The 12,413-nt window shown below is 41.6% G+C and carries 15 protein-coding genes and 3 tRNA genes; all 18 read right to left on the bottom strand.

Features of this window, described 5'->3' with window-relative positions:
* The gene (locus TT13_RS00520; protein WP_027698162.1) at window positions 1-477 is read right to left on the bottom strand and encodes a CtsR family transcriptional regulator; all 477 of its coding nucleotides are present in this window, start codon (window positions 475-477) and stop codon (window positions 1-3) included.
* A 153-nt stretch (window positions 478-630) separates the two neighbouring features.
* Window positions 631-704, bottom strand: a tRNA-Arg gene (locus TT13_RS00525).
* A gap of 33 nt (window positions 705-737) precedes the next feature.
* A tRNA-Thr gene (locus tag TT13_RS00530) sits at window positions 738-810 on the bottom strand.
* A 4-nt stretch (window positions 811-814) separates the two neighbouring features.
* Window positions 815-896 (bottom strand) — tRNA-Leu (locus TT13_RS00535).
* A 131-nt stretch (window positions 897-1,027) separates the two neighbouring features.
* Complete coding sequence (gene cls, locus TT13_RS00540) at window positions 1,028-2,476, bottom strand: cardiolipin synthase (RefSeq protein ID WP_027698163.1); 1,449 nt, start codon at window positions 2,474-2,476, stop codon at window positions 1,028-1,030.
* A gap of 155 nt (window positions 2,477-2,631) precedes the next feature.
* Window positions 2,632-3,915 (bottom strand): serine--tRNA ligase, encoded by a 1,284-nt coding sequence (gene serS, locus TT13_RS00545; RefSeq protein WP_027698164.1) that lies wholly within the window; start codon window positions 3,913-3,915, stop codon window positions 2,632-2,634.
* 11 nt (window positions 3,916-3,926) lie between these two features.
* Entirely contained in the window at window positions 3,927-4,574 is a 648-nt protein-coding gene (locus tag TT13_RS00550) for a deoxynucleoside kinase (protein WP_027698165.1), read from the bottom strand.
* 129 nt (window positions 4,575-4,703) lie between these two features.
* Window positions 4,704-5,075: a class A sortase gene (locus TT13_RS00555; protein WP_052348496.1), complete on the bottom strand. Its 372-nt coding sequence runs from the start codon at window positions 5,073-5,075 to the stop codon at window positions 4,704-4,706.
* Window positions 5,072-5,383 (bottom strand): hypothetical protein, encoded by a 312-nt coding sequence (locus TT13_RS00560; RefSeq protein ID WP_052348497.1) that lies wholly within the window; start codon window positions 5,381-5,383, stop codon window positions 5,072-5,074. Before TT13_RS00560 ends, TT13_RS00555 begins: the two co-directional genes overlap by 4 nt.
* Window positions 5,384-5,608: 225 nt before the next feature.
* A complete protein-coding gene (locus TT13_RS00565; RefSeq protein WP_027698166.1) occupies window positions 5,609-6,034 on the bottom strand; it encodes a F0F1 ATP synthase subunit epsilon in 426 nt (141 codons plus the stop codon).
* A gap of 12 nt (window positions 6,035-6,046) precedes the next feature.
* Window positions 6,047-7,444 (bottom strand): F0F1 ATP synthase subunit beta, encoded by a 1,398-nt coding sequence (gene atpD / locus TT13_RS00570; protein WP_027698167.1) that lies wholly within the window; start codon window positions 7,442-7,444, stop codon window positions 6,047-6,049.
* Between the two features lie 47 nt (window positions 7,445-7,491).
* Window positions 7,492-8,364, bottom strand: a complete 873-nt coding sequence (locus TT13_RS00575; RefSeq protein WP_027698168.1) for a F0F1 ATP synthase subunit gamma — start codon at window positions 8,362-8,364, stop codon at window positions 7,492-7,494.
* A 15-nt stretch (window positions 8,365-8,379) separates the two neighbouring features.
* Window positions 8,380-9,891, bottom strand: a complete 1,512-nt coding sequence (gene atpA, locus TT13_RS00580; RefSeq protein ID WP_027698169.1) for a F0F1 ATP synthase subunit alpha — start codon at window positions 9,889-9,891, stop codon at window positions 8,380-8,382.
* A 64-nt stretch (window positions 9,892-9,955) separates the two neighbouring features.
* Window positions 9,956-10,498 (bottom strand): ATP synthase F1 subunit delta, encoded by a 543-nt coding sequence (atpH, locus tag TT13_RS00585; RefSeq protein WP_027698170.1) that lies wholly within the window; start codon window positions 10,496-10,498, stop codon window positions 9,956-9,958.
* On the bottom strand, window positions 10,498-11,013 hold the full coding sequence (gene atpF / locus TT13_RS00590) for a F0F1 ATP synthase subunit B (protein ID WP_027698171.1): 516 nt from the start codon (window positions 11,011-11,013) through the stop codon (window positions 10,498-10,500). Before atpF ends, atpH begins: the two co-directional genes overlap by 1 nt.
* Window positions 11,014-11,029: 16 nt before the next feature.
* On the bottom strand, window positions 11,030-11,254 hold the full coding sequence (gene atpE / locus TT13_RS00595) for a F0F1 ATP synthase subunit C (RefSeq protein WP_027698172.1): 225 nt from the start codon (window positions 11,252-11,254) through the stop codon (window positions 11,030-11,032).
* 50 nt (window positions 11,255-11,304) lie between these two features.
* Window positions 11,305-11,529: a F0F1 ATP synthase subunit C gene (gene atpE / locus TT13_RS00600; protein WP_027698173.1), complete on the bottom strand. Its 225-nt coding sequence runs from the start codon at window positions 11,527-11,529 to the stop codon at window positions 11,305-11,307.
* Window positions 11,530-11,562: 33 nt separating this feature from the next.
* A complete protein-coding gene (atpB, locus tag TT13_RS00605; protein WP_027698174.1) occupies window positions 11,563-12,279 on the bottom strand; it encodes a F0F1 ATP synthase subunit A in 717 nt (238 codons plus the stop codon).
* Window positions 12,280-12,413: the final 134 nt, after the last annotated feature.

The following is a 12,413-nucleotide window of genomic DNA, read 5'->3' on the forward strand; positions in this document are numbered from 1 at the left end:
TTACGCTCCCTCATTTTCTAGGCGGAGTCGATGCAGCACTTGTCGAATCATTCGACTACGCATCTGATTCTCAGAAGTAACATCACCCAAAGCCAGGGTGGCTTGAGAAATCATCAGTGCCATCAAGACAACTTCGCGTGGCGAAAGTAAGTTTTCACGGCCCAAAGTCTCTAAAATGTCATTAGCTGCACGCTCAGTTAAAGTAAAATCAAAGCAATTCAAAAGCTCTTCTAAGATTAATGTATCCTCACGGAGGGTAAAGCGACCAATTCGAATATAGCCACCGCCGCCACGCTTAGACTCAACTAAATAACCTTTTTGAATTGTAAAACGAGTCTTTATCACATAATTAATCTGTGAAGGCACCACATTAAAACGTTCAGCGATTTCAGTTCGCCGTATTTCAACCTGCTGCGCCTGAGTTAGAATTTGCTTTAAATATGCCTCAATGTCATCAGACATATTCTTCTCCGACATAATCCAGCACCTCCTTTGACCAATGTTGACTTAATTATATAGATAATGGTCACAAATGCCAAGATTCTAAACTCAATCCATCCTCAAACGCAGGTGCCAGCAAAGACAAAAAATGCCATTAAGTCATAAAACTTAATAGCATTTCATATGTGATGCACCTAGCAGGAGTCGAACCTGCAACCTTCTGATTCGTAGTCAGACACTCTATCCAATTGCGCTATAGGTGCATATCAATTTAATCTTGACTGTTATCCAGTCAATGCCGTTTACTGGATTCGAACCAGCGACCCCTTCATTACTAGTGAAGTGCTCTGCCAACTGAGCTAAAACGGCATTATGCAGATGACAGGAATCGAACCTGCACGCCCGAAGGCACTGGAACCTAAATCCAGCGCGTCTGCCAGTTCCGCCACATCTGCATCTGTCTTAAACGTTTTCGTTTGAAACAACTTTTATATAATATCAAGTAGGCACAACTCTGTCAACACTTTTACCCAAAAAGTTTCATATATAGTTAAATGATTGTGTATTCGGCTAAAAATCGGTCATTTTACATGATTGGCGCCAAAAGACGTGAGAAATTTTGCTTAAATTTTAGCCAATAGGACTGATTTTCAAAATATTCCTTCGACAACTCAGTTGATTGTAATAAATCATTTTCGAAAATCGCCTCCAGTTCAGCCGCCAAATTATGGTCATACATAAAAGCATTTACCTCAAAATTGAGGGTAAATGAACGAATATCCATATTAGCCGTACCAACTGAAGCAATCTTACCATCAATAACCAAGGTCTTAGCGTGAATAAAGCCGTGATTGTAAGTGTACACTTTTGCGCCGGCCACGACCATTTCACGAGCAAAGTGTTGCGTAGCTCGATAAACAAAGGCATGATCAGGCATCGCTGGTATCATCAACTGGACTTCAATTCCTGCACGAATCGCGACTCTCAGAGCATCAATAATTGATTGGTTGGGAATAAAGTATGGTGTCTGAATAAGAATTCGTTTTCGAGCCATGGTAATCATCCGTAAATAACCCTCAAAAATCTGATTGTCATCCGTATCCGGCCCTGAGGAAACGATTTGCATGGCACTCATCCCCTTCTTCAAGACACTTGGAAAGAAAGCCGGACTAAAATCAAGCTTTTCATGACGCGAGGTAGCATTCCAATCCATAAAGAAGCGACTCTGCATCGCTAAGACGGCATCACCCTCAACTCTTAAGTGAGTATCGCGCCAATAACCAAATTTCTTACTTTTACCTACATACTGGTCGCCGACATTAAAGCCACCAACATAGCCTGTATTCCCATCAATGATTACTAATTTTCGATGGTCGTGGTTATTGATATTCAAAGAAATCGGTTGCCAGCGTGGTTTTAAGAAAGCCTCTACGTGACCGCCTGCGGCGCGCAGTGGCGCATACAAATGGTCATGGCGGCCACCTGAACCACTCAAATCATATATAACACGCACCTGAACTCCAGCCTTAGCGCGCTCGACTAGAATGTCCACTAATTGCTGACCCAAATTATCATCATAAATTGTATAGTACTCAATGTTAATGTGATTCTGAGCTTGGCGTAAATCTGCAAAGAGCTTCTTAAATTTAGCTTCCCCATCAGTAAAAATTTCGACCTGATTATGTCGAGTAACAATCGCTTCATCGTTAGTCAAAAATAATTTTATGAAAGGCGTAATTTCATCATTGACACCATCATCTTGATAGGCTTTCGCCAACCGGTCTTGATTACTAACAATTTGTTCAATTCCCAGTGCTTCTTGCGTTTTTAAATCAAAGATTCGCCGATTTGTTAATTTACGCCCGAAAAAGAAATAAATTGTAAACCCCAAGATTGGAAACATAATCAAAACTAGCAGCCAAGCCCAAACAGTAGCAATATCGCGCGTAGCATCACGAAAAACGGTAACTACTGCCCCAACTGTATTTACTAAAAATACGACGAAAATAAACCACCAAAATAGTTCTACTGTCATTTAGCAACTCCCCATAAATCTTCTCACTCTTTAATTTTACCCAACCCTGCTAATAAAAAACCACGCTAACTATAGTCTCCTAACTAAGGCCTACCAAGTAATGGTTACCCTTAATAACTATCGCAGCATGGTTTTGAATAGTGTGTCTTGTTAGCTTACAAGCTATCCTCAGGCACAATTTTATCGGCACCAAAGTATGGTCGCAAAGCGGTTGGAATCGTTACAGTTCCATCAGCATTTTGATAGTTTTCCAAAATAGCAGCAACAGTACGACCAACTGCTAAGCCAGAACCATTCAGAGTATGAACAAACTGTAAGTTTCCTTCATCATCTCGATATTGGATTCGTGCTCGACGTGCTTGGAAACTTTCCGTATTTGAAACGGATGAAATTTCACGATAAATATCTTGTTCCGGCATCCAAACTTCTAGATCATAAGTCTTGGCTGCTGAGAAGCCCATATCCCCAGTTGATAGGGTAATTACATGGTATGGTAAATCTAATTTTTGCAAAATGTTCTCGGCATTCTTAGTCATTTCTTCCAAAGCTGCATATGATTGCTCTGGCTTAGTAAACTTAACCATCTCCACCTTATTAAATTGGTGCATCCGGATAAGTCCACGTGTGTCACGTCCAGCTGAACCAGCCTCTTGTCTAAATGATGGTGATACAGCAGTAACTGAGTATGGTAGCTTTTCTGCATCAATTATTTCTTCACGGAAATAATTTGTCAAAGGTACTTCTGCTGTTGGAATTAACGTCATTGCATCGTTAGTTCCAACACGGTAGGCATCGTCCATAAACTTTGGATATTGACCGGTACCAAACATAGCGGCATCTTTAACCATGTAAGGAGTAATCATCTCCTTATAGCCTTCTTTATAATGCTCATCAAGCATGAAATTGTAAACCGCACGTTCTAAGCGGGCACCTTGACCAACATAATAAACAAAACGGGCACCAGCAACCTTAGCCCCACGTTCCCAGTCTAAGATTCCCAGGTCCTCACCTAATTCATAGTGGGCCTTGGGTTGGAAAGTAAAGCTAGGAATTTCACCCCACTTACGCTCTTCGTGATTAGATGCTTCATCAGGTCCAACTGGAATTGATGGATTTGGTAAGTTTGGTAGGTGTAATTGGCGATCCAACAAATCTGCATCAATCACCTCAAGCTCTTCATCAAGGCGCTTGATTTCAGCCGCAGCTGTCTGCATTTGTGCAATCACATCAGAAGCATCTTCTTTAGCCCGCTTCTTTAACCCAATTTCTTCAGATACTTGATTTCGGCGTGCCTTAAGTTCTTCGACCTGTACCAACAATTGGCGGCGCTTGACATCTAGAGCCAATAGCTCATCAATTGTCTCAGCTGCAACCCCACGGCCAGCCAAACGATCCTTGACAGAAGCTGTCTCTGTCCGGATTAATTTCATATCAATCATCTAAAAACCTCCTACTTCAAACCTAATTCTTTTACTTTTTGATCAATCAGAGTCAAAACCTTTTCAGCCGCCTCAGTATCTTCGACAAAATCATAGGCATCGCCATCAATCATCAACTTAGGTGATTGATTGTAAGCCTCAAACCACTGACTATAACGATTGTTTAATAACTTATAATAATCGTATAGGCCGCTGTCATGATCAACTTGTTCAAATTCGCGACCCCGCTTTTTGATTCGATTTAACATCGTATCAAAACTAACATGGATATAGACTAACAAATCTGGTGTCTTCAAGACCGCTTCATCTGAGAAATCAACTTGCTCCATCATGTTATCCAAAAGATCACGATAAATATCAACTTCAACCTCAGTTGCTTGACCCTGAGCGGCAACAGTCTGGAACAATAGCAAATCTTCATAAATTGAACGATCAATGATATTCAATTGACTCCCCTGGGCGTCACGAATATTATCCATACGCTTGTTTAAAAAGTAATTTTGTAGCAAAAATCCGTACTTTTTTTGATTCTCATAAAAAAGTGGCAAGATTGGATTATCATCCACGGACTCGTAATATGCGTTACTACCAAAATGTGCTGCTAATAAATCTGTGAGGCTGGTTTTCCCCGCGCCAATTGTCCCCGACAAAACAATCATTTCATTTCCCGCCTTTTTTCAATTTCATATTCTTTATTCTAGCAAAAATTGCCCTAACTTACACTGTCAAATTAGAGCAAACCGCTGGACTAAATTTTATTAACTCACTAAATGACGTCTTACCTAGTTTTAATTTCCGAAATAAGCCGCTGTTTTTTGATTAAAACTTTCAACCTTAATTAAATCACCAACCACCACAATCCGCTTGGTTGCACCAGCATCTAAGCAGGTCAACAAAGTCACTTGACGTTTATTTTCATGTTGATTCAAAACTGTCAAATCATACTGACTTACATTGTTAATTTGATCAACTTGATACACATATACCGCTTGGCGATCAGTTAAATAAATCCGCTGACCTAAACGAGCATGAATCAAAGGACTAAAAAGAGTTTTACCATCTGATTGGCCCATTTCATTAAAAACATTATGACTTGCAAGTGCATAATTGCCCTGTCCCATTACTTGATTTGCTTGTAAGGTTCCAGCACCGTACATCATTTCATCAAAACGACGCCTTTAAAAATCGGCAAACTAATCTTCAAAGCTGGAACCGCAATTCCACCAATCACAGGATAACGGGTCTTATCAAAAACATGCTTAGCCATTTGCGTTGTGCTCGGTACTTTGACACTGTTGTAATCAAAATTACCCGCTTTTTGATTATTTAACTTATAAAGTTTAGCACTCTCATTTTTAACACCATACTTAGCGCTCTCATAATTAGTGACCCAACTAAGGATTTGGGTGTTAGAAATTAAAATTAAACCAATCAATAATAACACTAGTGCTAAAATTCTTCTTTTCAATACTCTCTTCTCCACAATCATTCAACATTCGTTAATATCAAGATTAATATAATACTAATTATATATTAGAAACCCAAATACTTTTAATTGCAACCTATTTGTTTACAAATTACCAGCCTCGCAAAAAGTTCCAATGACCAGGTTTAGCGCGCAAAAAAGGCCGAGATAATCATCTCGGCCTTATAAGTCACAAAATATTAAGTGATTGGAAAATTAATCCCAACTTTATTTTCCGCTCTCGCTATTCACGGCATTGATACGGTTTACAGCCCGCATTAATGCTGCTTCAGCACGGATCTTATCGCGACTCTCTTGTTCGTTCTTTAAGTGACGTTCAGCTCGCTCACGAGCGGCCTCAGCACGATTCAAGTCAATATCTTCAACACATTCGGCGCTTTCAACCAAAACTGTTAAAGTATTATTTGAAAATTCTGCAAAGCCACCACTAACCGCAACAACTTCATCAAAGTTATTGTTGTCGTCAACAATATGAACCTCACTCACTTGCAAAGCTGCTACGATTGGCGAATGATTTGCCATCACTCCGACAACGCCACCAGTTGTGTGTAACATAACTAGAGTTGCTGTCTCGTAAGAAAAAACCTCACCATTTGGCGTATCAACTGTTACTTTTAGGCTGTGTTCATCCATGACGCGACCTCACTATTGAGCCATTGTCTTGGCCTTCTCAACTGCTTGTTCAATAACACCAACATTTCGGAAAGCATCTTCTGGCAAATCATCATATTTACCGTCCAAAATCCCCTTGAATGAACGTACCGTATCAGCGACCGGTACATACTCACCCTTTAAGCCAGTGAAAGTTTCAGCAACTGAGAATGGTTGTGACAAGAAGAATTGAATACGACGAGCACGGTTAACAACCGTCTTCTCTTCATCAGACAATTCATCCATACCCAAAATTGAGATAATGTCTTGTAGCTCACGGTAACGTTGCAAAGTACGTTGTACTTCAGTTGCAACTTCGTAATGCTCTTGACCAATAACTTCAGGTGTTAATGCTGTTGACGTTGATGCCAAAGGATCCACGGCTGGGTAGATACCTTGTTGCGTCAAGGCACGCTCAAGATTAGTTGTTGCATCCAAGTGCGCGAAAGTCGTTGCAGGAGCAGGATCAGTATAATCATCGGCTGGCACATAGACCGCTTGGATTGATGTAACTGAACCCTTTTGCGTTGACGTAATACGCTCTTGTAGTTGACCCATTTCAGTTGCCAAGGTTGGTTGATAACCAACGGCTGAAGGAATACGGCCTAGCAAGGCTGAAACCTCTGAACCAGCTTGTGTGAAACGGAAGATGTTGTCGATGAACAACAGAACATCTTGACCATTGACATCACGGAAGTGCTCAGCGATTGTTAAACCAGTCAAGGCTACTCGCATACGTGCTCCAGGAGGCTCATTCATTTGACCATAAACCATGGCCGTCTGCTTTAGCACGCCTGAATCCTTCATTTCATGATACATATCGTTACCTTCACGGGTACGTTCTCCGACACCTGTGAAGACAGAAATACCATCATGTCCTTGTGCGATGTTGTGAATCAATTCTTGAATCAACACCGTCTTACCAACTCCGGCACCACCAAACAATCCGATCTTTCCACCACGGACGTATGGGGCTAGCAAGTCAATAACTTTAATTCCAGTTTCTAGAATCTCTGTCTTGGTAGCTAATTGATCATAGGCAGGTGCATCACGGTGAATTGGATCACGTTCTACATCTACTAATTCTTCACCACCATCAACGGGGTTTCCCAAAACATTGAACACACGACCCAAAGTCGCCTCTCCAACAGGGACAGAGATTGGGGCGCCAGTGTCTTCAACGGCCATGCCGCGTTGCAATCCATCAGTTGAGTCCATGGCGATTGTACGAACAATCCCATCACCCAAGGTCAATGAAACCTCAACCGTCAACTGACCTTGATCACCCTTATCGATGATCAAAGCACTATTGATGGCAGGAATTTGACCATCTAATGGGAAGGCAACGTCGACAACTGGCCCAATGACTTGAACAACTTGTCCGGTACTCATTGTCGTTTCCTTCCTTCATTTCCAACTATAAATGTGGTTAGCTAGGCTTAATCAAGCGCTGCCATACCACCTGTAATTTCTGTAATTTCCGTCGTAATCGCACTTTGACGCGCACGGTTGAACTTTAAATTCAATGAATCAATCAGTTCTTTGGCATTGTCGGTCGCTGACCGCATTGCGTTAGCAGATGCCGCGTGCTCGGCAGTCTTAGCATCTAAGATTGCCCCAAAAATCAATGATTCAGCATATTGTGGCAAAACCACAGCTAAAATTGCTTCTGGTGATGGCTCGATTTCATATTCAGGCATAACCTTGGTTTCATCCACGGTTAGACCTTCAGTTTGTACGGGCAACATCTTCTCAGCACGGAATTCATTTGCAATCCGTGAAACAAAGTGGTTATACATAACTGATAACTCATCAAAGACTTCATTATCATACATGCTCGTAACGGTCTTAACGATATCCTTAGCCTCATCAAAGGTTGGAATATCAGCAACACCACGATACTCATAAGCGACTTCAAAACCGCGCTTCTTAAAGAAGTCAGCACCGTTACCACCAACGGCCAAAATAACAACATTTTCTGCTGTTAATTGTCGGTCAGTAATTTCTTGCATAACGGCTTTCAAAACTTGTGAGTTATAACCACCCACCAAACCACGATCAGAAGTGATTACTAAGTAACCAACTTTCTTTACCGGACGTTGCTCAAGCATTGAGCCTGCTCCTGAGATTCCTGCATTTGCCAAATGGGCAACAACATCATGAAGATGCTTTGCATAAGAATCAAAGGAACCACCGGAACGGCCAATTTGTCCCAACTTTGCAGTTGAAACCATTTGCATGGCCGAAGTGATTTGACGCGTCTTTTTTGTCGAGGTAATACGGCGTTGAATGTCTTGCAATGAAGCAGCCATCAGCCCCTCCTCTTATTATTCGGCACTTGCAGCAAAGGTCGCCTTAAACTCTGAAATAGCTGGATTCATAGCATCTGCTTCAGGTAGGTTCTTCGTGCTTACAATTGTCTCTAACAAATCATTATGTGATGCGCGTACAGCTTGGATCATTTCTGACTCAAAACGCAAAATATCTTCAACCGCAACATCATCCATAAAGCCACGTGTCAAAGCATACAATGACAAGACTTGCTCTTCAACAGGCAATGGCTTGTGCAATGGTTGCTTCAAAACTTCAACTGTACGACGACCACGGGCCAACTTAGCTTGCGTTGCTGCATCCAAGTCAGAACCGAATTGCGCAAATGATTCCAATTCGCGATATGAAGCCAAATCCAAACGCAAAGTTCCAGCAACCTTCTTCATTGCCTTGATTTGTGCATCACCACCAACACGAGAAACGGAAGTTCCGGCGTCGATTGCGGGACGAATACCAGCATAGAATGAATCAGCATCCAAGAAGATCTGACCATCGGTAATTGAAATAACATTGGTTGGAATGTAGGCTGAAACATCACCGGCTTGCGTCTCAATGATTGGCAAAGCAGTCATTGATCCACCACCAAGCTCATCAGATAGCTTGGCTGCACGCTCGAGCAAACGAGAGTGCAAGTAGAAGACGTCACCAGGATATGCTTCACGTCCAGGCGGACGACGAAGAATCAAAGACAGCTCACGGTAAGCAGTTGCTTGCTTTGACAAATCATCATAGACAATCAAAACATGCTTACCATTGAACATAAACTCTTCACCCATAGCTGCTCCAGCATAAGGTGCTAGATACAACAATGGAGCTGGTTCAGCAGCACTAGCTGAAACGACGATGGTATAATCCAAAGCACCCATTTGGCGCAAAGTTTCAACCTGTGTACGTACAGTTGATGCTTTTTGTCCGATTGCAACATAAATTACAATCATATCTTGATCCTTTTGGTTCAAGATTGTATCAATCGCAACTGAAGTCTTTCCAGTCTTACGATCACCGATAATCAACTCACGTTGACCACGACCGATTGGAACCAACGCATCAACGGCCTTCAAACCAGTTTGTAGTGGTTCAAAGACTGACTTACGTTGCATAACTCCAGGTGCTTTAACTTCAACAGGACGAGTATTTGTAGTCTCAATTGGGCCAAGGCCATCAATAGGTTGACCCAAGGCATTAACAACACGTCCAATCAATCCCTCACCAACAGGCACTTCCATGATTCGGCCAGTACGCTTAACGATGTCACCTTCGTGAATATCATCGTACTCACCCATGATGACGATACCGACATCATTAGATTCAAGGTTTTGTGCCATACCATATACGCCATTTGAAAACTCAATCAACTCACCGGCTAGGGCATTGTCCAAGCCAGTCACACGAGCCACACCATCACCAATATAGGTAACAGATCCGGTCTCTTGTACAGTCAATTCGTCTTGATAATTGGCTAATTGGTTTTTGATAAGAGAACTGATTTCTTCAGCTTTGATGCTCATTTCAGCAGTTCCTCTTTCTTAGACTGTGCATTGATTTCGCACATTTTTTCTGATTTGTTGATTACTAGCGGATGATACTTTGACGAATAGCAGCCAACTTGGTTGCTAATGATCCATCCAAAATTTGATTGTCAGCATAAGTAATTACGCCACCAATAATTGATTCATCAACAGTTTGACTCAGCTCAATCTCTTTAGCTGCAAAACGTTGCATTAGTTGTGTTTTAAACTTATCAACTTGCTCATCGCTCATCGCAATGGCAGTTGTCACACTAACTTTCAACTTTCCTGCAGCTTTATTAACAAGCTTCTCATAATCTGTAATGATATCTGGCAATAGATCAAAACGACGATAGTCAAAAGTCATTTGGAGCAAGTTTTGAACAAGTTGGCTTGCTGATTGCTTCATAACATTCAACAAATCAATTTTACCTTGTTCAGAAATCCGCTCTGAATCAATTGCCTTAGTCAACTCTGGATTATCTTGAAAAACAGCCTGTAGTGCTGTCAATTCAGCCAAGGTTGCTTGATCAAGATCTGAATCATGGGTTAGTTCGAACAAAGCTTTAGCGTAGCGACCAGCAATTGTTGCTTGGTTTACTGCCATTACTTGTCTCCTAATCCTTCAACATAGGCATCAATTAATGCCTTTTGATCCTCTAACTTTAGTTCTTTTTGGATAATCTTTTGCGCAATTGTTACAGATAACTCTGCTACTTCATTTTTCACGCTAGACATCGCCTCAACACGCTCTTGCTCGATTTGAGCAGTAGCAGTTGCCTTGATTGCTTTAGCTGAAGTATTTGCATCTGAAACGATTTGATCACGTTGCAAACCAGCTGCAGTCTTTGCATCAGCGATAATGCCGTTAGCATCTGACCGTGCAGCTTGTAATTGCTCTTGCCGTTGACTAGCAAGATCTTGCGCTTTTTGACGGGCGTCTTCAGCGCTATCCAAGTCGTGCGCGATTTTATCGGCACGATCTTGCATCATCTTGCTAACTGGCTTCCAGGCGTAGTGCTTCAATAGAAGCAACAAAACTACCATCGCAACCAATAAGAACAACATATTACCCAAAGCCAACTGTTCGCTAGCACCAGCTAGAAATAAATTATTAAACATAAGTTGGCTCCTCTTATTACCTATTCAACAACATGAAGGCAACTGCAATTGCAATAATCGGTACGGCCTCGACTAGACCAACACCAATAAACATATTGCTACGCAACTTCCCCTCTAATTCAGGGTTTTGCGCTGTACCTTCAATCATGGCGTTAATAACTAAACCGTTTCCGATACCCGCACCAATTGCGGCACCGGCAGCGGCAAGACCTACACCGATAGTTGCTACATCAATATGCATCGTAAACCCTCCACATTATTTGTTGTGCGTTAAAGTAGTTAAAAACTAGCTTAACGTCCCAACAACATGAAGGCGATGGCAATAGCAATAATAGGAACGGCTTCGACCAAACCAACACCAATGAACATGTTAGAACGTAACTTACCTTCTAATTCAGGTTGGCGAGCCATACCAGAAATCATGCTTGAAATAACTAAACCATTACCAATACCCGCACCAATTGCGGCACCGGCAGCAGCCATACCGACACCGATAGTTGCTACATCAATAGACATAGGAAAATTCCTCCAAAATTTTATAAACAAATATTATTCTTCGACTTCAGTCTTTTCAGCCACATAAACCATAGTCAATGTAGTGAAAACGAAGGCCTGAATAGCTCCGATAAACAATGAAAATGCTTGCCAAGCAAGCGTTAATACGAATGCTGGAACCATTGTGACAATCCCATGCGAAGTAGCTAGTTGCCATAGCAACGTAAGCACCATTTCACCGGCAAAAATATTACCGAATAGACGCAATCCGAGTGTCAAAAAGCTCGTGAATTGCTCGATAAGATTTAATGGAAGTAAAACTGCGAATGGCTTTAAATAAACTGATTTAAAGTAATTTTTAAAGCCGAGCTTTTGAACCCCCAAGAAATGCGCCAATCCAATCGAAATTAACGCCAAAGTCATTGTCACCACTGGATTAGCAGTAGCTGATCGTAGATAGGTTATCCCACCAACGGAAACTGAAAATGCTAACCCTAGCTGATTGGCAACGAAAATAAACATAAACAATGAGAAAGCATAGAATTTCAAGCCGCGTCCAGTTGCATTTGGCAACTGCTGATCGACGATCCCATTTGTGAAATCGACAATCCACTCAAGTACATTCTGCTTGCCCTTTGGTTTAAGTTGTAGTCGCCGTGACATCCAAACTGCTAACACGAAAACAATTGTCATCGCGACTAGGGTTGAGATAATCATTGACCAATCGAACGTCAGACCCGCAAAGCTAAATGTTGCGGTCTTTTCTCCCACAAGGCTCACCTCTTTCCTTTCTATAGAATTGCGGCAGTGCGCCGAAGAACACCAGACCGACTTTTAATTATCACCCTCATATATTACACCTTTTGCATATAATTTCAACGATTAAAATCGGCAATTCTGTTTAT

The organism is Weissella oryzae SG25, from assembly GCF_000691805.2.
Lineage (GTDB): Bacteria > Bacillota > Bacilli > Lactobacillales > Lactobacillaceae > Weissella > Weissella oryzae.

What these genes read in the sequence shown, in the direction of transcription:
- TT13_RS00575 (WP_027698168.1), bottom strand. Translation starts at nt 8,364, where the DNA reads ATGGCTGCTTCATTGCAAGACATTCAACGCCGTATTACCTCGACAAAA.
- cls (WP_027698163.1), bottom strand. Translation starts at nt 2,476, where the DNA reads ATGACAGTAGAACTATTTTGGTGGTTTATTTTCGTCGTATTTTTAGTA.
- atpE (WP_027698173.1), bottom strand. Translation starts at nt 11,529, where the DNA reads ATGTCTATTGATGTAGCAACTATCGGTGTCGGTATGGCTGCTGCCGGT.
- atpA (WP_027698169.1), bottom strand. Translation starts at nt 9,891, where the DNA reads ATGAGCATCAAAGCTGAAGAAATCAGTTCTCTTATCAAAAACCAATTA.
- atpF (WP_027698171.1), bottom strand. Translation starts at nt 11,013, where the DNA reads ATGTTTAATAATTTATTTCTAGCTGGTGCTAGCGAACAGTTGGCTTTG.
- serS (WP_027698164.1), bottom strand. Translation starts at nt 3,915, where the DNA reads ATGATTGATATGAAATTAATCCGGACAGAGACAGCTTCTGTCAAGGAT.
- atpH (WP_027698170.1), bottom strand. Translation starts at nt 10,498, where the DNA reads ATGGCAGTAAACCAAGCAACAATTGCTGGTCGCTACGCTAAAGCTTTG.
- TT13_RS00555 (WP_052348496.1), bottom strand. Translation starts at nt 5,075, where the DNA reads ATGATGTACGGTGCTGGAACCTTACAAGCAAATCAAGTAATGGGACAG.
- atpE (WP_027698172.1), bottom strand. Translation starts at nt 11,254, where the DNA reads ATGCATATTGATGTAGCAACTATCGGTGTAGGTCTTGCCGCTGCCGGT.
- TT13_RS00565 (WP_027698166.1), bottom strand. Translation starts at nt 6,034, where the DNA reads ATGGATGAACACAGCCTAAAAGTAACAGTTGATACGCCAAATGGTGAG.
- TT13_RS00520 (WP_027698162.1), bottom strand. Translation starts at nt 477, where the DNA reads ATGTCGGAGAAGAATATGTCTGATGACATTGAGGCATATTTAAAGCAA.
- TT13_RS00550 (WP_027698165.1), bottom strand. Translation starts at nt 4,574, where the DNA reads ATGATTGTTTTGTCGGGGACAATTGGCGCGGGGAAAACCAGCCTCACA.
- atpD (WP_027698167.1), bottom strand. Translation starts at nt 7,444, where the DNA reads ATGAGTACCGGACAAGTTGTTCAAGTCATTGGGCCAGTTGTCGACGTT.